The sequence below is a fragment of the Pusillimonas noertemannii genome (assembly GCF_003096595.1).
GTDB classification, from domain to species: Bacteria; Pseudomonadota; Gammaproteobacteria; order Burkholderiales; family Burkholderiaceae_B; genus Pusillimonas; species Pusillimonas noertemannii.
The window spans coordinates 349,178-369,296 of record NZ_QEKO01000002.1 but is presented as its reverse complement, the minus strand read 5'-3'; the positions used below and the strand labels follow the sequence as shown (position 1 = coordinate 369,296).

Sequence of the window (20,119 nt, the reverse complement as noted above, 5' to 3'; positions counted from 1 at the left end):
ACAGCGTTGCGCTGCTGGAGTGTTCATTGCGCAGACAGCAGGGCATGCCACACAAGGTAAACAATAAGCACCGCAGCCAGGCCCAGGTCGGACACCATGGCGGCGATCTCGGCGCGGGTTGTCGGCTTGTTCCTGATGTGTTGCAGGCCGGCCAGGCCAAAGAAGATGCAGCCTGCCAACGCCAGGGCGGGCACCCAGGCCGGAAAATACAGGCTGGCAATTGCAGGAATGCCTATCGCCAGGTTGCCGAAGCCGATCTCCAAAACAAGCTTGCCGGCCGCCGGGTCGTCTATTTCAAAGATATCCTTCGCGGTATAGGCGGGCCGCAGCATCTGGTGCAGTGCCGCGCTGACAAGGCGCCATCCCACGGCCCAGAACACGAACCATTTGCCCAATGCTTCGACCAAGAGCACTTGGTTCGTAGCCAAGTCCTGGACAATGGAAATGATGGGCAGCACCACCATCAAAAGAATGATCGCAGCGAGCTGCATGGCAGGTTCCTAAAGCGAAGAAATATGCGTGACGATAACTGCGGGACTATGCGCGCGCAAGCACTCTGTACGCACTAACCGGCACGACTTAGCCGCTACGCCCGGACAGGATCGATTCAATTTCCTCTACCGCTGCAGCCGTGCCGTGCTCGAGCAACATCGCTCCCGCCATGGCAGCGGCATTTGCCTTTGCCTCAGTGGAGCGCGCGAACTGCAGGGCTTGCCTGATGGCATCCGCACTCAGCTTCTTGGTGGAGATGGGTACACCGGCCAAGCCCCTGCGGGCCAGTTGATTCGCCCAGAAAAACTGGTCTCCCGCGAAAGGCAGGACCACAGACGGAACACCGGCGCGGCAGGCAGAATGCGTGGTGCCGCTTCCGCCATGGTGAATGGCCATCGACACATGTGGAAAGAGCCAGTCATGAGGGGTGTCGTCGATAACAAGAAAATTGCCAGGCAATGAAGCTTCCGGCAGGCCGGACCAGCCCGGATGAAAGAGGACGCGCTCGCCCTCCAAGGCGTCAAGCAGCGTATGCAGCAAGGCCTCTCGGTCAAAGCCCGTCATGCTGCCGAACCCTACATATATGGGTGGTTCACCGGCATCCAGAAAAGCCTGTAGCTCGGGCGGGGGCTTCCACGCGTCGGCCGGCGCAAGCCATTGCCCGCACAGTTTTGCGTTGGCCGGCCAGTCCTTTGGCTGGGGCAGCAATGCCCCAGAGACGCCATACAGCATGGGATGCCCGGTCCAAAGCATATGGCGCGGCGGCAGTCCCAGCACCCGCCTTCTTGCCCGGTTGATGGACTTCCTGAATGCGAGCCACAGCATCCAGTTGACCAGGTGATGGCTGGCCTTGTTCAATCGCGCCGGCAGCTTTCCAGGAAGAAATGGCGACGGAAATGCGCTTGTCGGAGAAATGGGAATCATGCCCGCGCCAACCAGGGGAATACCGAGAGACTCGGCTACGGAAAGCCCCACGAACGCCGCCAAGCCGGAGACGATGATTCCATCGCGGCCCGCCGCCGCTTCCGCAGCCTGGCGCATCCAGCTTTCGGCCTGGGCATTGGCAATGCCCGACAAGGCCGTCACAGTGGCATTAACCCCTTTCCCTTGCGAAACCAGGGCTTCCAGATCCTTACGCATGTTCCCGCTCAAAGCGGCGTGCGGCACCCCGAGACTCCGCGCGCTGCCAAGGGAATTTTCTTCAGCAAGCAGCAGCACCTCATGCCCGGCCTTCATCAAGGCGTGGCAAAGCGCCGCGACAGGGCGCGTGTCGCCTTCGGTGCCGTAGGTCAGGGCCAGCAGATTCATAATGGCTTTCCTCGCTTTCCTTCAGGGCGCCCAATGCCGCCTCAGGCCGCGCGGCTCGTTCGGGCGTAAGTCCACAGCACCAGCGCGACAATGACAGCCCCATACACATTGGCGGCGGTAAGCAGGTTGGTGCGTTGCGCCAGATAGCCGGCCGCAATGGTGGGCACACTGTGGGCCAGGTAGCTTTGAACGTAGAACACGCCCATCAAGGCGGAACGCTCATGCGGCCGCGCCAGGGGCAATATGCTGCGCAATGCGCCCAGAAAGGTCATTCCGAACCCACAGCCCGCTACCAGGGAGCCCACGAGCAGCAAGCTCGATTGGCTGAAATTGGCGCCAAGCAGAATGGCCGCAATACCCGAAATAAGCGTCCGCTGGCCCATGCGAAGCAGCCATCCCGGTTGCTTGTCCCGCACGCAGATGATGCTGATCGCGCCGCTTAGCGTCAGGGCGGCGATCACCAGGCCGCTGAGCCATGGCGTACGCACCTGGGTTACGCCCAGCGCCAGCGAAGGCATCAGCGAAAGATAAAAGCCGCCCAGCATCCACACGGCCATATTGCTGGGGCTGACGGCCCGCAATGCGCCCCTTACCTGCGGGGGCACCGCAATGCGGGGCCGCAGGCTGGCCCAGGCGCCCGGGTGGCGCTGGCCCGTTTCGGGCGCGAAGCACAAGGCGATCAACTGCAAGCAAAACACCGTCAGAAACACCCCGAACACCGTCTGGGTGGGGGCCGGAAAGTACACCATCAGCGCCGTCGTGGCCAGGGCGCCCAGCGCCGTGCCGCACATGGGCCCCATGCTGTTGATGAAGGCGCCGCGCTCTTTGTTGAGATCGATCAGCGCCGCCCCCACCGATGTTGTCGCCATGCCGGTCGCAAAGCCTTGCAGCATGCGCGCCGTAATCAGGTCGACCAGGCTGCCGGCATTCCAGAATATGCTCATGGCCACGATTTCCATCACCAGGGCCACCGCCATGACGGGCTTGCGTCCAAGGTGGTCGGACAATCGGCCCGTGATCAGCAAAGAGACCAGCAGCATCAAGGCGTAGACGGCAAACACCACGGTAAGCCAGGTCGAGCCGAACGACCACGCGCTTTGGTAAAGGCGATACAAGGGCGAGGGGGAACTGGACGCGGCCACGAACGCCAGCAGGATAGAGGCATACAAGGCCAAGGTGGCCTTGCCGGGAGGACGGCGCTGAGACAGGCGGCTTGCTGGCGAGATAGGCAAAGAAGACGACGATGGTGGAGGTGTGGACATAGTTTCCCACAAAGGGCAAAACAATTGCGTTTGCGAAGAATACGCTATGTTTTCGCTAAAGCGTGGCGCTTAGCCCTTCCAGGAGCGGACCCTGCCCGTATCCACGTGCACGAAATCGCTGCCCGGGTAGTAGCCTACGCCGCCGGCCTTGAGCTCCAGCGCGGCATCGCGCAGTTCCTTCAGCGGAACGCCCGGTATGCGCAGGTCTACCGCCTTGCCGTCCATGTGCAGGCTGTGCTTTGCAACGCCGCCGCCACCCTTGGCGCGCAGGCGCTCATTGGTTTTGGGCGAACGGTAGCCCGAAATAATCTGGTAGGGCGACCGCACCTTCAACGACGCGCGCAGCGCATACATAATGTCGTACAGGCCCGGGTCCATGTGGCCGACAAGGCCCGAATAATGGTCGCGCAGAAAATGATCGAGGCCCGTCAAGGCCTCTGGCAAGTACCGGCTGCCCACCGCGTAGGTAAGCTGGATCTTCTCGAGCGTGTGCGTGTGGTCCATGGACAGATCGCGTTCGGCGTGGCTGCCAAGCGTAATGGCCTTGGCCACCATGGGAAAAGCGCACAGGCTTGTGGCGCCCGAGGCGGCCATTAGCAGCCGCCGGCGTGTGGGGTCTATTCTGGTCACGATCGAGTGGGGCGCGCGCTGCGCAAGGCCTGCTCCAGCCGCGCATCCTGCTGATAGATATCGGGAAAAAAGTACACCTTACCACCATCCTTTACAACAACGGTACTGTAGGCGATGAGAACGGGAATGGGTTCGTCCAGCCGCAGGGTGCGAGACTTGCCGCCGCCCATGGCCTCTTCGATGCGCTCACGTGTCCATTCCGGTTTGTTCTGCAAGACAAATTGCGCAAGCTGGACCGGATGCTCGATGCGGATGCAGCCGTGGCTGAAGTCGCGCCGCGCCCGAGAAAAAAGCTGCGGCGCCGGCGTATGGTGCAGGTAGATATTCTGGTCGTTGGGGAAGATGAACTTGATGTCGCCCAGCGCATTGCGCGGCCCCGGGCGCTGGCGAATGCGCCATTGCCCGCTTTGCACCGCGTCAATGGCTTCGCCCGTAAGCGTATTGCTTACCGAGCCGTCCTTGCCGACGAACTCAAGCCCCTGCTGATCGAAGTAGGCCGGGTCGCGCCGCAGACGGGGCAAAGTCTCACCGCGCGCAATCGACGGCGGTATGTTCCAGTAGGGGCTGAACTCGATAAAGCGCATGTCTTCCAGGAAGATGGGCGTGCGCGTGTCAAGCGCCCGGCCCACCACCACGCGCATCTCCAGGTCGAGCTGTACTTGCGACCCCTTACTTTCGTATGCGCGCAAGACGAACTCAGGAATATTCACCACGATCATGCGCGGCCCATACAGCAGCGGCGTCCAGCGCAGGCGCTCGAGCGTAAGCGCCATCTGCCCCACCCGCTGCGCCGGCGACACATTCAGCTGCGCCAGGGTGGCCGCCCCCACCACCCCGTCGGCGTCCAGGCCGTGGCGCGCCTGGAAGCGCTTTACCGCCTCGACCAGTGCGTCGTCATAAAGCCCGGCAACGGGCGTATCGGCCGGAAGGTCGCCCAGGGCTGCAAGACGCTGGGCCATCAGGGCCAGGCCTTCCCAGGCTTCGCCAGGCTTCAGGGAACGTGCGGGCAGCGCTGGCAGGGGCGTCTTCCATGCCGCATGGTCGCCCATGCCCCGATAGGCATCCATCGCCGAGCGAATGGCCTCGTACATGGGCACCTGCGGCTGGGCGGCCTTCAGCGCCTGGGCCAGGTCGCCCGACTGGCGCGCCCGCATCAAATAGCCGCGCGCATCAAAGCGCTGGTCAGAGGGCGCCTTGAAGCGATGCTTCAGCACTTCGGGGCTGAGCCGGCCATTGTTCAGGTCGGAAAGGTAAAGCTCCAGCGCCGCGGTCAGCTCGGCATCCATCCGGGCAATGGCATCGGGCGCTGGCCCGGCGCCTTGATCCTGCTCGAACTCGAACGCCAGCGTCAGCTCTTGAGCCCGGTAGTCATTCGGATCCAGGCCCTGAGAGGCCGCGTTCACCAGTACATCCAGGGCCACCCAGGCGTTGTCGACAGGCTGGCCATCGTCGAACCACGAAGGCATGGGCGCCAGCGGTTCAAGCTGAAGGCCGGCTGGGGGTGGGGGCGGGGTGGTTTGCGTGAAGGCCGGCTGCTGGATAAACAGGCAAAGGGTACATAAGGCCAAGATTCTGAACAGGAGGGACGAGGCGGAAAATTGCTTCATGGGGCGCCTGGCAAAATGGACGTGTTTCATTGTCCCATACCGGGCGGGGCAGCGTTTATGCCTCAGGCCCCGCGCGTGTCCTGGTGTATCAGCCCGCCAGTATCTCGTTGAACTCCAGTACGTTCAAATCGGGGTCTCGAATGAAGCAGACATTGCGGCGACCGTGGCCCATTGTTACCGGGCCTTCGCTGATGCGGATGTTCTCTTGCGCCAGCCACGCCACCAGGTCCTTCATGCTGTCGACAATAAAAGCGGCGTGCGTGTAGCCGGGCCGCTTCACGGGCGCGTCAAGCAGCACATTGCCTTCGCGGGCAGGCTCGCCGTTGTAGATAAGATGAATCCTCAGGCCCGTAGGGTGCACCAGGCCGCAGGCCTTGGCCTGGGGTGAAAACTCATCGGGGTCGCGGGTAAAGCCCAACTTGGCATAAAAGGCCTCGGCCACGGCCAGGTTGCTGACGCGAATGCCCACATGGTCCAGGCGCAGTGTGTCAAAGCGCATGTCTATCTCCTGCTTGAATAAGGCTGATGAATCAGGGTAAAGCGCCATGCGGGCGCTGTATGGGAGGTTTCAGGCTTCAAGCCCGGCCGGGGTTCGCTGGAACGGGACAAAACCAGGCAGCGTCTCGACCCGCCGCAGCCAGGCCCGAACGGCGGGGTAGCCGGACAGATCCACATTGCCCTCGGGCGCCCGCTCTACATAGCTGTACAAGGCAATGTCGGCAATCGTGGGCGCTTCGGTTTCGGCTATCCAGCGCTGGTCTTGAAGGGCCTGCTCCATGACAGCCAGCGTGGCGTGCGCGCGCCCGATCACCTCTTCAGCGTTGAAGCTCTTGCCAAATACGGTAATAAGCCGCGCGGCAGAGGCGCCGTAGGCGATTTTTCCGGCGGCGACCGAAAGCCACCGCTGTACGCGTGCCTCGGCCACGGGGTCGGTGGGCAGCCAGTGAGAGGGCCCCACTTTTCGGGCTGTGTAGACCAGTATGGCCAGCGAGTCGGCGATGATGATGCCGTTGTCGTCCAGCACCGGGATCTCGCCAAAGGCATTCAGGGCAAGAAACCCTGGCTGGCGGTGGGCGCCGGCCGCCATGTCGACGTTGACCAGCTCGTGGTCAATGCCGACGACCGAAAGAAAAAGGGCCACGCGATGCGCGTGTCCAGACAGGGGGTAATGGTAAAGCTTCATGGCCGTCATCCTTTGTCTTCAGTGGCTTGGCGTCCAGTATGACTGCTATCAAATCTATTTAGAATCCGTTAAATTGGAACTTCACTATTGCGTTGTTTGAAGATAATGAAGAGGGGACGGCAATGGACAGGCTGCGGATGCTCAACACCTTTATCCACGTGGCCGAGCACGCCAGCTTTGCCGAGGCGGGGCGCCAACTGAACATGTCGCCCACCACCGTGTCACGCGCCATTGCCGCGCTCGAGGCCGAAGTGGGCGTGCAGTTGTTAAGGCGAACCACCCGCAGCGTACGGCTTACCGACGAAGGCGGCGATTTTCTGGCGCGATGCCGGGCAGGCATAGCCGAGATCGACGGGGCGTTCGCCACCGCGCGCAGCGGCCAAACAGTACCTAGCGGCACGCTTACCGTCACGGCGCCGGTCATGTTCGGCCGGCTGCACGTGCTGCCGGTCGTTGCCGAGCTGTCGCAGCGCCATCCCGAACTTCAAGTCAGGCTGCTGTTGCTGGACCGCGTCGTGCATCTTGTGGACGAAGGCGTCGACGTCGCCGTGCGCATTGCCGATCTGCCCAACAGCTCGCTTCATATGCTGCGCCTGGGCGAGGTGCGTCGAGTCTTCAGCGCCAGCCCGGCCTACCTGGCGGCGCGCGGCCGGCCCGCCTCGCTGGCCGATCTGCGCGACCACGACATTATCTGGATAGAAGACGAATACGGCCAGCACCGGGGCTGGGGGCTGAGCGCGGTCAAGCGCTCCGGTCGCGCGGCGCGCTTCTCGGTCAATAACATGGATGCGGCCGTGTCCGCCGCGGTGGCGGGGCTGGGCGTGGTGCGTACGCTTTCATACCAGGTGGCCGGCCAGATCGCCGACGGCCGGCTCGAGCCTCTGTTCCCCGGCGACGACGCGCCCGTGCTGCCCATTTCGCTGTTGTTTCAAAGCGGACGCAAGGGGCACCCGAACGTGCGCGCCTTTGTCGAGGTGGCAAGGCGCCATTTGCGGCGCACTTCGCTGTAGGCAGGAGCGAAGCGGCCCGGGTAATGGCGGTTCGCTTGGGCGATAGGGGGCGGCGAGGCGACGTTGGTGCGCCCAGGGGTGACGGCCCGCTCGGTCGGCAGCGGTTTGCTGAGGCGATGCTCGTTCAAGCAGTGGCAACTAGGGGGCCGCCAAGGCCGGTCCAGGCGAGCTTCGGGCTTATTGCAGCATCAGGACATCGGCGGTGCCGGCGGCGCCGGGTCGTCGGGCAGCGGGATGAACTCTTTGTTGTCGGCATCGGGCAGCTTCATTCTTCCGGCTTTCCAATCAGAGGCCGCCTGCGCCAGCCGGTCTTTCGAAGAAGACACGAAGTTCCAGTAAAGGAATCGTTCCCCCAGTGGTTCGCCCCCCAGAACCATCACGGCGGATTGCTCCAGGGCCCGTACGCGCGAGGCGCCAGCGCCCAGCACCAGCATCCTGCCGCTTTCGTAGCGGGTGCCGTCGACCTCTACCGCGCCGGTGGCGATGTAAAGCGCCCGCTCGCTGTGTTCGTTGGGAATCTCGGCTGTGGAGGCCGGCGCCATGTCCAGATGGGCATAGAACAGCGGCGAATGCGTTTCGGTGCCCGCCGTAAGACCGTAGGCGCTGCCGGCAATCAACTGCCCTTTTACGCCTGCGTCGCTCCATGTGGGCAAGTCGGCGCCGGCATGATGCGAGAAGGAAGGAGCGGTCTCTTCCAGTTCCGTGGGCAGCGCCACCCAGGCCTGGATACCGTGCAGGTGGTCGCCCTGCACCCGCGCGCGCTCGAACCGCTCGCTGTGCGTAATGCCGCTGCCCGCGGTCATCCAGTTCACTTCATGCGGCCGGATGGCCTGTTCGTAGCCCAGGCTGTCGCGGTGCATGACCTCGCCCGAGAACAGATAGGTGACAGTGGAAAGGCCGATGTGCGGATGAGCGCGGATATCCAGCTTGTGGTCGGGGCTGGGCTCAATGCTAAGAGGCCCCATGTGGTCGAAGAAGATAAAGGGGCCCACCATGCGCCGCTTTGCAAACGGCAGAATGCGGCCTACCTCGAATCCGCCGCCCAGGTTGCGGCGCCGCTGCTCGATAACCATTTCAATCATGTCGTGCTCCTTGCAAGGCGCGCCGTCTTTCTCAAAGCTGAATGACGTCGGCCCATTCTGGATGCTTCTGCGACTGCGCCCGCACATAGGGGCACAGCGGCACGATGCGGTAGCCCTTGGCGCGGGCGTCGGCGATCAGCGCGTTCACCATGGCCAAGGCCGCGCCCGTGCCGCGCATCGCATCGGGCGCGAACGTATGGTCGGCGATGACCAATGTTTCTGAAACTTTCGAGATCGTGAGTTCGCCTTCTTCGTCGATGCCTTCCATGCGGGCAACGAAACGGCCTTTCTGGTCGTGGTCTTCGTATGAAACTTGAACTGCGGGCTTGTCGGTCATTTCAATCTCGGCGAGCGGGGGTGGGCGGTGGCGATACAACAATAAGAACACGCCACCACCGCCCAACGCAAGCGCGGTCAGCCGGCGCTCTCGAAACCCGCTTGCAGTACGCCCTAGCCCACCTGAGCCTGGCGGCTATAGCTTCTCACCCAGAAACAGCTTGGCATGCGTTTGCCCTGTACGCGAGATTTCAGCGCAGTAGTCGAAGGCCGCAAATTTCTTTTCCGCTCTTGCATGCGGTATGTTGACCCACGTCACGATCAGGCTGTCCAGCGTCTTGGAGCGTTTGCTTTGCGAGTTGGCGTCGTCGCGCTCGGCGTACACCGCCAGGGCCGGGGCAACCTTGGCTTCGTCCGTTTCCCAGATACATTGCATTAAATAGCGGGGCAGCGCGTTCACGTCCATGAGCGGCTTGCGCAGTGCAAGACTACGGGTGGTTTCGGCCAAGGACAAAGAGGGCAGATACTTCGCATAGTTCAGCAGTACGACCTCGTCCGAGGCCTCGAGCCAGCCGAACACTGCCGTTCCCCCCGCCGCTTCCACAGGCTCGGCAAACTGAATGTAGGCGCGCAGGTCGGCTTGATAGCTGCCTTTTTCCTTGTCCGTTTCACTATACATGCCAAAGAACGAGCCGCGACTGGTGTGGTCACGATTGTCCAGCGTACCGGCCATCGACGCCGGCGGCACCGTTGCGGGCGGCTGCGCGGGCGCTTTGTCTTCGTCCTGCTGTGCGCCGGCGGGGGAGCGCGCTGCGGGCGGCGCCGCATCCTGGCTGCTGGCCTGGACGCTGCGCGGTGCGGCCTCGCAGGGCGGATCCGAAGGCGCCTCGGCGAGGCTGGCGGACTTCAGTTCGCATGCCCGCGCCTGTGTCATGGCGCGCAGGCATTCGGCCGCTTCTATCCGGCTCAGGCTGCCCGAGGCCGAGCCGTAGAACGCGCAGTTGGCATCCCGATAGTTGATCCATGATCGCTGCGCGGCCTTCAAGGGCGCCCGCTGGCCCTCTTCCGCGCGGCTCATCAGTGCCTTGTAGGCACGGTTCAGTTCGGCATCCCAGCGCTTGGCGTGCCGGTCGACGCAGTTCACAATGTCGACCGTGGCGTCCTGGTTGCATTGTTCGTAGTCTGGGCCATACATCTGCGCCAGGCAGGACAATGGGGCCAGGCCCAGAAGAACAGAAATGACTACTCGCACGAGCGCCTCCCCCTTTTTGACTTTATTAAGCGAAGGCTAACGCGGGATTCGCGAACGCGCTATCGGTCAAACGGCTGTTCCGAAGCGATGTCGGCCATGGGCGTTTCCCGTGATCGCAAGGCCTTACCAGGCCCCGCGCTGCTCAGGCACCCATCGGGCCAGCGGCATGATCAGTACTCGAAATACCGCCAGAAAGGCGAAGGTCCAGGCCAGCGTCCGGCCCGCGTCGTGCTGCTGCGACAAAACCGCCGTCACGATGGAGACAGTGCCGATGGTGCCGATCTGCAGCGACAGCGTACGCAGCGCCGCCAGCATCGAGGAAGACTCCGGCGCAAGTTGCAACCCCGCATTGCGCATCGCCGGGTTGATGACGCCTGCGCCTGCGCCCAGCAAAAACGTCGCGAAAGCGAGCCATGCATACGGCGATGCGTCCCACGCCGGAGGCAGCGCAAGCAGGACGAATCCTGCCACCGTGACAGCGCTTCCCGCATACAGGGGCAGGCGGTAGCCGCTACGGCGCAGCACCGCCACGGCGAGCAGGGAAAAGACCAGTGCGGCAACGCCCTGCGCGGTAAGAAGGGTACCCGACCGCAAGGCGTCGATGCCGTAGCGGCTGGTGGCGTAGAGCGGTATCAATGCCAGCGCTCCGATGACGATGCCGCTGTAGGTCATGTTGACCAGATTCACCACGCCGAAATCGGGGCCGTAGATGAGGCGCGGGGCGATGAAGGGCGTCCGGGTGCGGCGGATGTGGCGAAAGAACGCCCCGACCAGCGCGGCCGCGAAGGCCAGCAGCGCCAGAGGAGGCCACAGCGCTTCGGAGGGCTGCCTTTCCCCCAATATGCTGACCGCCAGCATGCCGGCCAGGAGGCCGCCGCCCAAAAGCGCCACGCCAGCGACGTCCATGCTTTTTGGGCGTCGGCGAGTCCGCGTGGGGTCGCGTGGCACAAAGCGCAGCGCAAGCGCGATAATGAGCAGCCCGATCGGCACATTGACATAGAACACGTCGCGCCACGACCAATAGCCTACGAAATAGCCTCCGAAAACCGGGCCGATCATCGCTCCGATCGGAAAAATGCTTCCAAAGAGGCTGACATAGCGATCACGCGCTGGGCCGAAGTGGTCCACGATAATGCCCGTGGCGGTGGGCGTGAAGCCCGCGCCGCCGGCCGCCTGCAACGCCCTGAGCAGAATCAGGGCGTAGATGTCGTTGGCCATTGCACAGCCGAGCGAGGCCAGCGTAAACACGGCGACGGAGGCCAGGAAGACCTGGCGCCGCCCGAAGCGCTCGGCCAGTTTGCCGCTGATCGGCAGCATCAGCACAAAGCCGAACGAATAGGCGGTCAGTGTCCAGCCCGCCAGATTGATCGAGGTATGCAGGCCTTGCTGAATGGCGTCCAACGCAATGGCGACGATGGTCGAATCGATCGACATCATCAGCAGCGCGGCGCCAACGATAAGAAAAACAGTATTCCGGCGGACGGGTGTTGCAGCAGTGGAGGTCATGGGAACGCGTGACGAGAATCGTAATACGGCCGGGTCCTTGCTGCGGCGCGTGGTCGCCCAGAGCGACTCACCCGCCGCGAACCTTTCGCATCGGTTGAAGGATGCGGTGGTTGGGCGGAATCGGGTCTCATAAACATCCTCGCACATGGAAGGGTAAAGATCGGCCCGGACACTTCCTCCGGCGACCGCGCGAGGAACGTGCAGCACTTGGCGTGCCGCTGGTGGTTTCTAGCCCTTGTATGCCACCCAGCCCTTGAACGTAAGGGCGGCGTAGAAGAGTTCTACTTGGGAGAAGCCGGCGGCATGCAAGGCGGCAATATCTTGCTCGGGTGAAAGGATCGGCAAGCGCTCCTTCATGGCCTGAATATTTAGGCTGGACTGGACACCGTCGATCTCAAACGCCGCGACGTACGCGGCGAAGCGCGCGAGCCACTTGTCCTTGCTCGCATCATCATTCGGGAAGCTGTGGTGAACGGTTACGAGCGGGGCGCCGGGTTCGAGCCGCCGATATAACTCTTTTAGCGTGTGAACCCGTTCTTCTTGTGCAAGGAAGTGCAGTGTCAGGAGGCAGGTCGCGCCATCGAAAGGGCCTTGGGGCGCGTCGTCGATATAGCCTTCGTGAAGCATTATGCGGTCTGTGAAGTCGCGCGTGGTTACGCGCGCCTGGTCGAGCATCCGCGTGGAAGGATCAATGCCGTCGAAACGCCAGCCCGTATGCATGCTGGCCATGGCGCGTAGTTCCAGTCCGCCGCCCGCACCCAAAACCAGGACGCGGCCATCTGCCGGCACCTTCTCCGCAAGAAGCACACCCACCATCCGGTGGAGATCGTGCAGGGCGGGAACATTGCGTTCCGCCATTTTCGCATAAGCGTCGACGCTCTTTGGATCGGAAAAGGATGTCATTGTGGTTCCCGTCATGCGCTTGCGTCGGGCCAGACCAATGAACGGTGCAGCTGGATGCCGGCCATCACCCCATCGGCAACGGCAAAGGAGACAGAGTGCGGCGCGCGCGCCAGATCCCCACACGCAAAGATGCCCGGCACGGTCGTTTGCTTGGCCTCGTCCGTACGGACCTGAAGCCCTATCGGCGTTTCCTCCAGTGCGCAGCCACTCTCTGCTGCGAGTTCGCTGGCGGGTTCGCATCGAGAGGCCACGAACAGCCCCGCGAACGACAAGCCCCTTCCGTCCGAAAGTTGGACGTCCGCATCCCGGTGAACGCGGGCGATCCCGGCTTCCTCGATGAACACCCCCCGAGCGAGGAGTGTCTGCCGCGCCTGTGCGTCGATATCGATTGTGCCGTTGGCCAGCAGCGTCACGTCGCCCCATTCGGTGAGCAGTTCGGCTTGGTGCACCGACATCGGCCCGGTGGCAATGACGCCGATCCGCCCGCGGCCGAGTTCGTACCCATGGCAATAGGGGCAGTGAAAAACCGTTTTGCCCCAGCGTTCGGCAATTCCGGGGACCGGAGGCAGTTGGTCGGCTACGCCAGTGGCGAAAAGGACACGTCGGCCTTGGCATGTTTGTCCATTGGCCGTCAAGACGGTGAAATCATCGAATTGCCCTGTAACGGCTTCGGCCCGACCGTCAAGCCACGTCAGCGCCGGATAGGTTTGGAGCTGCGAGCGCGCGTTCAGGGCGATTTCACCGGCATCGGTGCCGTCGTGACTGAGAAACCCGTGCGAATGGCTCGCGAAGCGATTGCGCCGCTCACCCGCGTCGATCACCAGCACAGGCCTTCGCGCCCTGACAAGCTGGAGGGCCGCGGCCATTCCCGCATAGCTGCCCCCAATAATGATTACGTCATAGTGCATAGTCGATTCCTTTTGAGCGCCGCCGTTGTTCATGACGCCGCGCAAAATCGGCGGCCAGGTCGGCGAGCGTGATTTCCGAGAACCGCGCCAAGAGCAAAGCCTCAGCGTCGGCGAATGCGTTTCCAAGCGCGGCGTTCACAGATTGCTCCACCAGGCAGCCAGGTGTCTCGTTGCGGTTGCCTATGGCAAAGACGGCCGGTTCGCCCAGCGCCTCGTGCAACTGGCGAAGGGTGATGGCCGACAGGTCTGCCGTGATGCGCCACCCGCCGGCATGGCCGCGATCCGAGGCCACCAGCCCCGCCTCTCGTAAATACGCCATGGTGCGCCGGACGACGACCGGGTTGGTGCCAAGGCACTGAGCCAGGGCGGCAGAGGTCATGGCTCCCTGGCGCTCGGCCATGTGGAGCAAGGCGTGCAGGACGGAGGAAAGTCGGCTGTCGCGTTTCATGTAACTTATGATGTTCTATTTGTGGATGACTGTCAAGACTTCCACTGGTATCCCGAATGGACACAGGGGGGCCGAGTCATTCCTCAATCTCATTTGTCACCGCCGAGAATCGAGGGGAAAATTAGACTTATCTCAGGCAAACGCTTCGGATAGCCCGTTGCCACGAGAAATCATTAAATGCTGATGATTCGAAAGATTTTCTTTGTGCGGTAGCGTAGTTCGCGCTGGCCTATTCAGCCCATGTGCCTGACGCTCATGCACAACTACCCAAAAAATGAGTCACGCGGGCATAGGCGGAGTAGCCCTGGTCCAGGGCACTCTGTGCTAAGCCGCGACAGGAATAATGCCATGCTTATCAACGCAGATTTTTCCCGGCGCGTTAGCGTAACGCCGCAGCAATATGAATGGGTTTCCTCGCCTCAACGAGGCGTCGAGCGAGTGATGCTCGACCGGGTGGGCGGGGAACAAGCCCGCGCAACCAGTATTGTGCGATACGCCCCCGATTCTTGTTTTCCGCGCCATCAGCATCCTCGCGGTGAAGAGCTTCTGGTGCTGTCCGGCACCTTCTCCGAGGACGGCACGCATTACCCGGCGGGCTGGTACCTGCGCAGCCCGCCGGGTTCGGGCCACCAGCCCTCCAGCCGGGAAGGGTGCATCATCTTCGTCAAACTTCAGCAGATGCAACCAAGCGAACAGCGCATTGTGCGGATTGACACACAGGTGGCATCGGCTTGGCACCGTCACGGCGATGGTGAAATCTGCCCTCTGTTCTCCGATGAAACCGAGCAGGTCAGCCTGCGGCGGCTGGTGCCGGCAGAAGCCCTTTTTGTCGACCCGGCAAAAGGCGCCGAGTTTTTGGTGCTGGCTGGCATTGTGATGGTGGACGGCCAACGCTATGAAGGCGGTAGCTGGATGCGCGTGCCGCTGGGCCAGAGCCCGCAAATCGCCGCGGACAAGACACATGGAGCTACCCTCTATCTCAAGACCGGCCACTTGGCCGGCATGCCGGCAGGGGGATAAGTATGCGGACGGCACGCATCGCTATCGTGGGCGACGGCGTGGCCGGGCTGTATGCGGCTCGGCTGCTTGACCGTTTCGATTTGGGGCCGACATGGTTCTGGCCGGTCTATCAGCGGAAACTCGAGCGCCTTATCGACAGCCTCGGCCTCAATTGCTTTGTGCAACACGCAAATATAGCGAACTGGCCGACGGTCTTTGATCGGTTCCTTGCTTCATTTAGCCAAGGCAGATGTCTTCTTGCGGGTGGCCAATCCTAGTGCGACAACCGACAAGACAAGGGGAACGAAAGACACCCAGAGTACTGTATCCCAGCCATAGGCGGACAGCAGCCCCCCGGACAGGAATGACCCAACGGCCATCAGGCCGAAGACAATGAAATCGTTGAATGATTGGACACGCGTTTTCTCCTCAGGCCGATGACACTCCAGAACCAGAGCAGAGGCGCCCAGGAACCCGAAGTTCCATCCGACGCCAAGCAGAATCAGCGACCACCAGAAATGCATAATCTCGATGCCGCCTAGTCCAACTGCGGCAGACAGGCCAATCAGGCCCAGGCCCACCGCTGCTATTCTTCCTGCGCCAAAACGTGAAATCAGGCTGCCCGTGAAGAAACTCGGGGCGTACATGGCAATGACATGCCATTGCAGGCCCAGGTTGGCTGACTCCTGGGAATGTCCGCACATGTGCATAGCCAGTGGCGCCGCTGTCATGAGGAAGTTCATCAGCATGTAGGAGACAGCGCCGGCAATTACTGCTGAGATAAAGCGCGGCTGCAACGCGATCACGCTAAGCGGCCGCCCACCAGCCATTTCCGCCGGTGTGGGCGCGGGTAGCTGGACGCCGAGCAAAATGAATGCCGACGCTGCCGCCACCACCGCCTGTGCCAGGTAAGTAGCCGCGAACATATAGGGTGGCCAGAGATCCATCGTCCAACTGACGAGTTGCGGTCCCACGACGCCGGCGGCAACGCCGCCGGCCATTACGAGCGATAGCGCACGAGCCTTTCGTTTCGGCTCTACGCCATCGGCCGCTGCGAAGCGGAAGGACAGCACGACCGCGGCATAGACCCCGCCGAAGAACGTAGCCAGACAGAAAAGCCAGAATCCTTGCATGATGACTGCGATCATGGCCAGCAACCCGGTGAGCACGCCAGCCCCTGTCCCCAGCAGAAAAGCAGCCCGACGGCCGTAGCGTCGCGCGAAAGCTCCAACGGGAAGGGTGCATGCGGCCATGCCCACCACAAAAATGGAAATGGGCAAGGTCGCCAGCATCGCTGTGGGAGCCAGCATGCTGCCCACAATGGATCCGGTGGCATAGACCACCACTGAGTTCGCGCCTGCCAACGCCTGGGCGACGGAGAGCCGCCATATGTTTGCCCTTTGGGTTCGCTCGGGCAAGACCAAAGAGGGGTTGCTTATCGAAGTCATACGCTATTGCAGCGCACAAATAGAATGTTGTCTGTCGACTAAATGCTGTTTAATGTAGAATAAAAGACAAAAATCAAGCTTATGCAATGGATCCCTCTTGCCGCTCCCTTGAATGTGCTGCCTCCGAATCCGATGACGATGCGGGTGCAGTCTATTCCGCCCCAACACCAATTTTCTGACCATTTTCATCACTGGAACCAGATGGTCTACGCGATTTCTGGTGTCCTTACTGTTGTTGCGGAAGGGCGTTCTTTTTTGATCTCACCGAGCCAGGCCGCGTGGCTGCCCACTGGCAACGTGCACAGGGTCGGTTCGCTTCTTGGTGCAGAGTTCCGAAGCGTATGGGTGCGTGACGATCTCGGCGAAAGTCTTTTTTCAGGTGGGGTGGCGGTTTTCGCTGTTTCTCCTTTGTTGAAGGCGTTGATTATCGAAGCGGCAGGGCTCGATATAAAGCGCGATGCCGACGGTTATCGCGACCGGGTTTTTCAATTGATTATCGACCAATTACGCCGGGCGGACCCCGTTGCCAGTGCCCTTCCATGGCCTATAAGTGAAGGGCTGACGAAACTTTGCCAAGAACTCTTTGAGAATCCGGCAGATCAGCGTGGCATCGAAGAGTGGGGCAACACTTTGGGCATGTCGGGCCGAACTCTTGCGCGCCGTTTTCATGCCGAAACAGGAACCTCTCTTCGTTCCTGGCGCCGCCGCCTCAGGTTGTTTAGGGCTATCGAGCTTCTGGAAAGCGGCATGGGGGTAACCGCTACAGCGATAGAGCTGGGGTACAGCTCGGTCTCGGCTTTCACATATGCATTCAGAACCGAGATGAAGGGCAGCCCCCGCACTTACCAGTCAGGCGCAGCCCGAGGCCACGCGCATGGAGCTAAGGGCCGGGTACCGTAATCCGATTTGCCGGACCGGCAGTGGAAGATGAGGCCTTGCTTCACAAGGGCATGCGCTGCTGGGGGAGAGATGGGTTTCAAGGACATGGCGATTGACTCAAGTCGGTTGGGTTCAAGGACAGGCCGAATGCCGGACACCAAACGCTTACCGCCGCCTTGTTCGACCGGCGTTGACACCTAGTGAGCTGGATTCAAAGAAAATGTGCTGGATCGTTGGGCACTGGCTGGAAATCTTGCGCTCCAGGCGTTCCATGGCTTGCTCGACTTCGCTGATATGCATGTCTTGCCTGAACCGCACCGAAGCTGTCAGCAGCGCCTGCGCGGGGCCCAGTTGCATGGTTAAAAGGCGATCGACGCGGTCAATAGAGGGGTCCTCTTCAAGCAATTTCCTTAATAGCGCGATCTGCTCGCGGTCTATGCTTTCGCCCACCAGCAGGCTGCCTGTCTCATACGCCAGCACCATCGCAGCCGCCACCAGCACCAGGCCGATCACAATCGACGCAGCCGGGTCGATAAAGGGGTTGTTCAGCAGATGCCCCAGCCAGATGCCAAGCAGCGCCACCGAGATTCCGATCAGCGCGGCCGAGTCCTCGACCAGAATCGTAAACACCGCCGGATCCTTGCTGCGGCGCATGGTCGTCCAAAGCGACTCGCCCGCCCGCCGGCGTTTGTTGAGCTCCAGGCGGGACACATTCCAGCTATAGCCCTCGAACACGGCGGCAGCCAGCAGAACAGCATAGTTCCAGCCCGGGTTTTCCAGCTTGGGCGGGTGAGGCAAGGTAAGAATGCCATGATAAATAGACACCCCGCCGCCCAGCGAAAAGAGCGATACCGCCACTATTAAGGCCCAGAAATACAAAACCTTGCCATATCCGAAGGGGTGAGACGGATCGGCCGGCCGGTTGCTGCGCCGCATGCCCAGCAGCAGCAAGAGTTCATTGCCCGTATCCACGATTGAATGCACCCCTTCCGCCAGCATCGCGGCGCTGCCGGTAGCGGCCGCGGCGATGAACTTGCACACCGCAATAGCCAGATTCGCCCCCACCGCCGCGTAGACCACTCGCCGCGAACCCTTCGCGTCGGTAGAAGGATGCGGTGGCTGGGCGGAATCGGGTTTCATAAGCATTCTCGCGCACGAAAGGGTAAAGATCGGCACGGACGCTTGGCCCGGCGATCGCGGCGGGAACGTGCAGCACTTGGCGTGCCGCTTACGGCTTAAAGCGTTCAGCCAAACGTAATCGAATTTGTAAGCTACAAGATGGGGTGCGGGGCGGCGGTCAACCCTTGTTGGAGGAGGCCAGCGCCCATAAGACCTATCACCAAGCCGCCAATCAGACCCATTACATCAAAGACTATGTCTGTACGATGTGAAGCGGCATGGCGGCGCTGGAAAAATCGCAGTGCAATATGCCGAAACGACACGGCAAAGGTCGCCAGCAGGCTGACGGTTGCCGCGGTGCCAAGCGACATGGCCAGCACGGCGGCAATGCCGACCCAGCGCAAGCCGAGCGAGTAAGCAACCAGCAGCACGAGAATGGCCCCTGTGCAGGGCCGCATTCCAATGGCCAGGATGATGGGTAGTGCTGTACGCCAGGTCAGGGGTTGATTCAGATGGTCTCGACTTAACTGGTGCGGGCCGCCGCAGTCGGCGCAATATGGCTGGAGTTTGCCGCCGCTTGAAAACAGCGAACCCGTGCCGTGTTTCGGTTTGCGCCAGCGGCGATACAGCCCTCTTGCGCCGCGCAACGCAAGCACCGCGCCCAGCAGTGCGACCAGAGCAAAGCTGATATTTTCCAACTGGCCGGCGGCGCCCTGGGTGCGCCGCAGAGAATAGCCCAGCACATTTGCCGCCACTTCGACAAGCAGCACCGCCGTCAAGCCTTGGACGAGGGCCGACAATAGCGACAAGAACAGACCGCGTCGCAGCCGCGTTCTGCTTGTGCCCAGGTAGGTCGTGATCACTGCTTTGCCATGGCCGGGCCCCGCCGCATGGAAGATGCCATAGAGCAGGCTGATGCCGATGAGCGGCCACGTTGCCATCCAGCCTTGCTCCGCCACCAGGCGCATGGTCGAGGCCAGTTGCTGGTGCAGTCCGGCCTGGGTGGTCATGATCCAGGCCAGAAGCCGGCTCCAGGCGGCGTAGTGATTCAACCAGCCCCACATGAAAAACAGCAATGCGCCCGCAAGCATGCAAATAGTCAGCAGGCGCACAGATGGCCCGCGTATCAATCGCATTGGATATACACCTTTTCGGCGAAGATGTCGCCCAGGCCTTCTTCGGGCGTCGTGCCGCGATCCAGGGCGAATGCGCGCGCAATATCTTCAGGGGTCGGATTGGGCGGCTGCACCTGCACCCGGCAAGAATGGCTTTTCTCGCTTCTGATGGTGGGCGGGTCCTGCGGGCGATGCGTCATTTGAATGAAGTAAGTAGGGTCGTACACAGAGAAACCGACGTCATGACGCATGGGGTCCACAGGTTCGGCAAGGAGTGCGGTGAAAGACAATTGCAACTGCCGGCCCTTCATTTCACTTTTGAACTGGGTGACGGTGTTCAATTTGATCGGACGGCCATTGGCTGTGATGTGCATGAAATAGCCATACGGGCCCAGGTTTTCGATGACCTCGGCGGCAAAGTCGCCCAGCACCGCCTTTTTCTCGGGGCTGTCTTCCTTCAGGCCTTCGATTATGGCCGCACTGTACAAATCGTCGAACAGCCACTCTTCCTCAATGGCTGGAATCAACCCATCAGCCGACAGGACGATCGTGCTGCGCACGTCGATCCAGGCATGCGGATGGGCGTACAAGCTAAAGGGTGCAAGCGCCAGCGTCAGCGCAGCGAGTTGTCTATTCACGTTTTCTGAACCTTACAGCGGACCTGAACCGCACTCCGCTTTCAAGTGAGCGGG

General features: G+C 61.6%; 21 protein-coding genes. 3 read left to right on the top strand and 18 right to left on the bottom strand.

Annotated elements, in window-relative coordinates:
• Positions 1–23: 23 nt before the first annotated feature.
• The 7 genes from C7440_RS08860 to C7440_RS08830 all read right to left on the bottom strand — a co-directional run bounded on the left by C7440_RS08860 (position 24) and on the right by C7440_RS08830 (position 6,482).
• The gene (locus tag C7440_RS08860; protein ID WP_017524191.1) at positions 24–491 is read right to left on the bottom strand and encodes a DUF6790 family protein; all 468 of its coding nucleotides are present in this window, start codon (positions 489–491) and stop codon (positions 24–26) included.
• Between the two features lie 88 nt (positions 492–579).
• The gene (locus tag C7440_RS08855) at positions 580–1,800 is read right to left on the bottom strand and encodes a glycosyltransferase (RefSeq protein ID WP_017524190.1); all 1,221 of its coding nucleotides are present in this window, start codon (positions 1,798–1,800) and stop codon (positions 580–582) included.
• 41 nt (positions 1,801–1,841) lie between these two features.
• Entirely contained in the window at positions 1,842–3,062 is a 1,221-nt protein-coding gene (locus C7440_RS08850) for an MFS transporter (RefSeq protein ID WP_083851263.1), read from the bottom strand.
• A gap of 69 nt (positions 3,063–3,131) precedes the next feature.
• Positions 3,132–3,695: a peptidoglycan L,D-endopeptidase MepK gene (gene mepK / locus C7440_RS08845; RefSeq protein WP_026067881.1), complete on the bottom strand. Its 564-nt coding sequence runs from the start codon at positions 3,693–3,695 to the stop codon at positions 3,132–3,134.
• Positions 3,689–5,299: a L,D-transpeptidase family protein gene (locus C7440_RS08840; RefSeq protein WP_116518255.1), complete on the bottom strand. Its 1,611-nt coding sequence runs from the start codon at positions 5,297–5,299 to the stop codon at positions 3,689–3,691. Before C7440_RS08840 ends, mepK begins: the two co-directional genes overlap by 7 nt.
• A gap of 88 nt (positions 5,300–5,387) precedes the next feature.
• Positions 5,388–5,798, bottom strand: coding sequence for a VOC family protein (locus C7440_RS08835; protein ID WP_116518254.1), 411 nt, complete (start codon positions 5,796–5,798; stop codon positions 5,388–5,390).
• A gap of 69 nt (positions 5,799–5,867) precedes the next feature.
• The gene (locus tag C7440_RS08830; protein WP_116518577.1) at positions 5,868–6,482 is read right to left on the bottom strand and encodes a glutathione S-transferase family protein; all 615 of its coding nucleotides are present in this window, start codon (positions 6,480–6,482) and stop codon (positions 5,868–5,870) included.
• Between the two features lie 122 nt (positions 6,483–6,604).
• Between C7440_RS08830 and C7440_RS08825 the strand changes: the two genes are divergently transcribed.
• Complete coding sequence (locus C7440_RS08825; protein ID WP_116518253.1) at positions 6,605–7,492, top strand: LysR family transcriptional regulator; 888 nt, start codon at positions 6,605–6,607, stop codon at positions 7,490–7,492.
• Positions 7,493–7,680: 188 nt separating this feature from the next.
• Here C7440_RS08825 and C7440_RS08820 read toward each other — a convergent pair whose 3' ends face one another.
• The 7 genes from C7440_RS08820 to C7440_RS08790 form a co-directional block, all read right to left on the bottom strand.
• Positions 7,681–8,574: a pirin family protein gene (locus C7440_RS08820; RefSeq protein ID WP_116518252.1), complete on the bottom strand. Its 894-nt coding sequence runs from the start codon at positions 8,572–8,574 to the stop codon at positions 7,681–7,683.
• 31 nt (positions 8,575–8,605) lie between these two features.
• The gene (locus tag C7440_RS08815; RefSeq protein WP_116518251.1) at positions 8,606–8,911 is read right to left on the bottom strand and encodes a GNAT family N-acetyltransferase; all 306 of its coding nucleotides are present in this window, start codon (positions 8,909–8,911) and stop codon (positions 8,606–8,608) included.
• A gap of 135 nt (positions 8,912–9,046) precedes the next feature.
• The gene (locus C7440_RS08810) at positions 9,047–10,102 is read right to left on the bottom strand and encodes a lysozyme inhibitor LprI family protein (RefSeq protein WP_133244282.1); all 1,056 of its coding nucleotides are present in this window, start codon (positions 10,100–10,102) and stop codon (positions 9,047–9,049) included.
• Between the two features lie 123 nt (positions 10,103–10,225).
• Complete coding sequence (locus tag C7440_RS08805) at positions 10,226–11,608, bottom strand: MFS transporter (RefSeq protein WP_165832509.1); 1,383 nt, start codon at positions 11,606–11,608, stop codon at positions 10,226–10,228.
• Between the two features lie 228 nt (positions 11,609–11,836).
• Positions 11,837–12,511 carry a class I SAM-dependent methyltransferase gene (locus C7440_RS08800; protein ID WP_116518248.1) on the bottom strand — a complete coding sequence of 225 codons (675 nt, stop codon included), beginning with the start codon at positions 12,509–12,511 and terminating at the stop codon, positions 11,837–11,839.
• Positions 12,512–12,522: 11 nt separating this feature from the next.
• Positions 12,523–13,419 carry an NAD(P)/FAD-dependent oxidoreductase gene (locus C7440_RS08795; RefSeq protein WP_116518247.1) on the bottom strand — a complete coding sequence of 299 codons (897 nt, stop codon included), beginning with the start codon at positions 13,417–13,419 and terminating at the stop codon, positions 12,523–12,525.
• The gene (locus C7440_RS08790; protein ID WP_116518246.1) at positions 13,409–13,867 is read right to left on the bottom strand and encodes an RrF2 family transcriptional regulator; all 459 of its coding nucleotides are present in this window, start codon (positions 13,865–13,867) and stop codon (positions 13,409–13,411) included. The genes C7440_RS08795 and C7440_RS08790 overlap by 11 nt, the downstream gene beginning before the upstream one ends.
• 348 nt (positions 13,868–14,215) lie before the next feature.
• Here C7440_RS08790 and C7440_RS08785 point away from each other — a divergent pair, with 348 nt between their 5' ends.
• Entirely contained in the window at positions 14,216–14,887 is a 672-nt protein-coding gene (locus C7440_RS08785) for a cupin domain-containing protein (protein ID WP_116518245.1), read from the top strand.
• Between the two features lie 212 nt (positions 14,888–15,099).
• On the opposite strand, the gene C7440_RS08775 is transcribed toward C7440_RS08785, so the two are convergent.
• Complete coding sequence (locus C7440_RS08775) at positions 15,100–16,314, bottom strand: MFS transporter (protein WP_116518244.1); 1,215 nt, start codon at positions 16,312–16,314, stop codon at positions 15,100–15,102.
• 81 nt (positions 16,315–16,395) lie between these two features.
• Here C7440_RS08775 and C7440_RS08770 point away from each other — a divergent pair, with 81 nt between their 5' ends.
• Positions 16,396–17,214, top strand: a complete 819-nt coding sequence (locus tag C7440_RS08770; RefSeq protein WP_116518243.1) for an AraC family transcriptional regulator — start codon at positions 16,396–16,398, stop codon at positions 17,212–17,214.
• A 144-nt stretch (positions 17,215–17,358) separates the two neighbouring features.
• Here the strand turns inward: C7440_RS08770 and C7440_RS08765 are convergent, their stop codons facing one another.
• The 3 genes from C7440_RS08765 to C7440_RS08755 all read right to left on the bottom strand — a co-directional run bounded on the left by C7440_RS08765 (position 17,359) and on the right by C7440_RS08755 (position 20,065).
• Positions 17,359–18,333 (bottom strand): cation diffusion facilitator family transporter, encoded by a 975-nt coding sequence (locus C7440_RS08765; protein ID WP_243410873.1) that lies wholly within the window; start codon positions 18,331–18,333, stop codon positions 17,359–17,361.
• A gap of 131 nt (positions 18,334–18,464) precedes the next feature.
• Complete coding sequence (locus C7440_RS08760; protein WP_165832508.1) at positions 18,465–19,403, bottom strand: nickel/cobalt transporter; 939 nt, start codon at positions 19,401–19,403, stop codon at positions 18,465–18,467.
• Between the two features lie 35 nt (positions 19,404–19,438).
• On the bottom strand, positions 19,439–20,065 hold the full coding sequence (locus tag C7440_RS08755; RefSeq protein ID WP_116518240.1) for a DUF1007 family protein: 627 nt from the start codon (positions 20,063–20,065) through the stop codon (positions 19,439–19,441).
• Positions 20,066–20,119 lie beyond the last annotated feature (54 nt).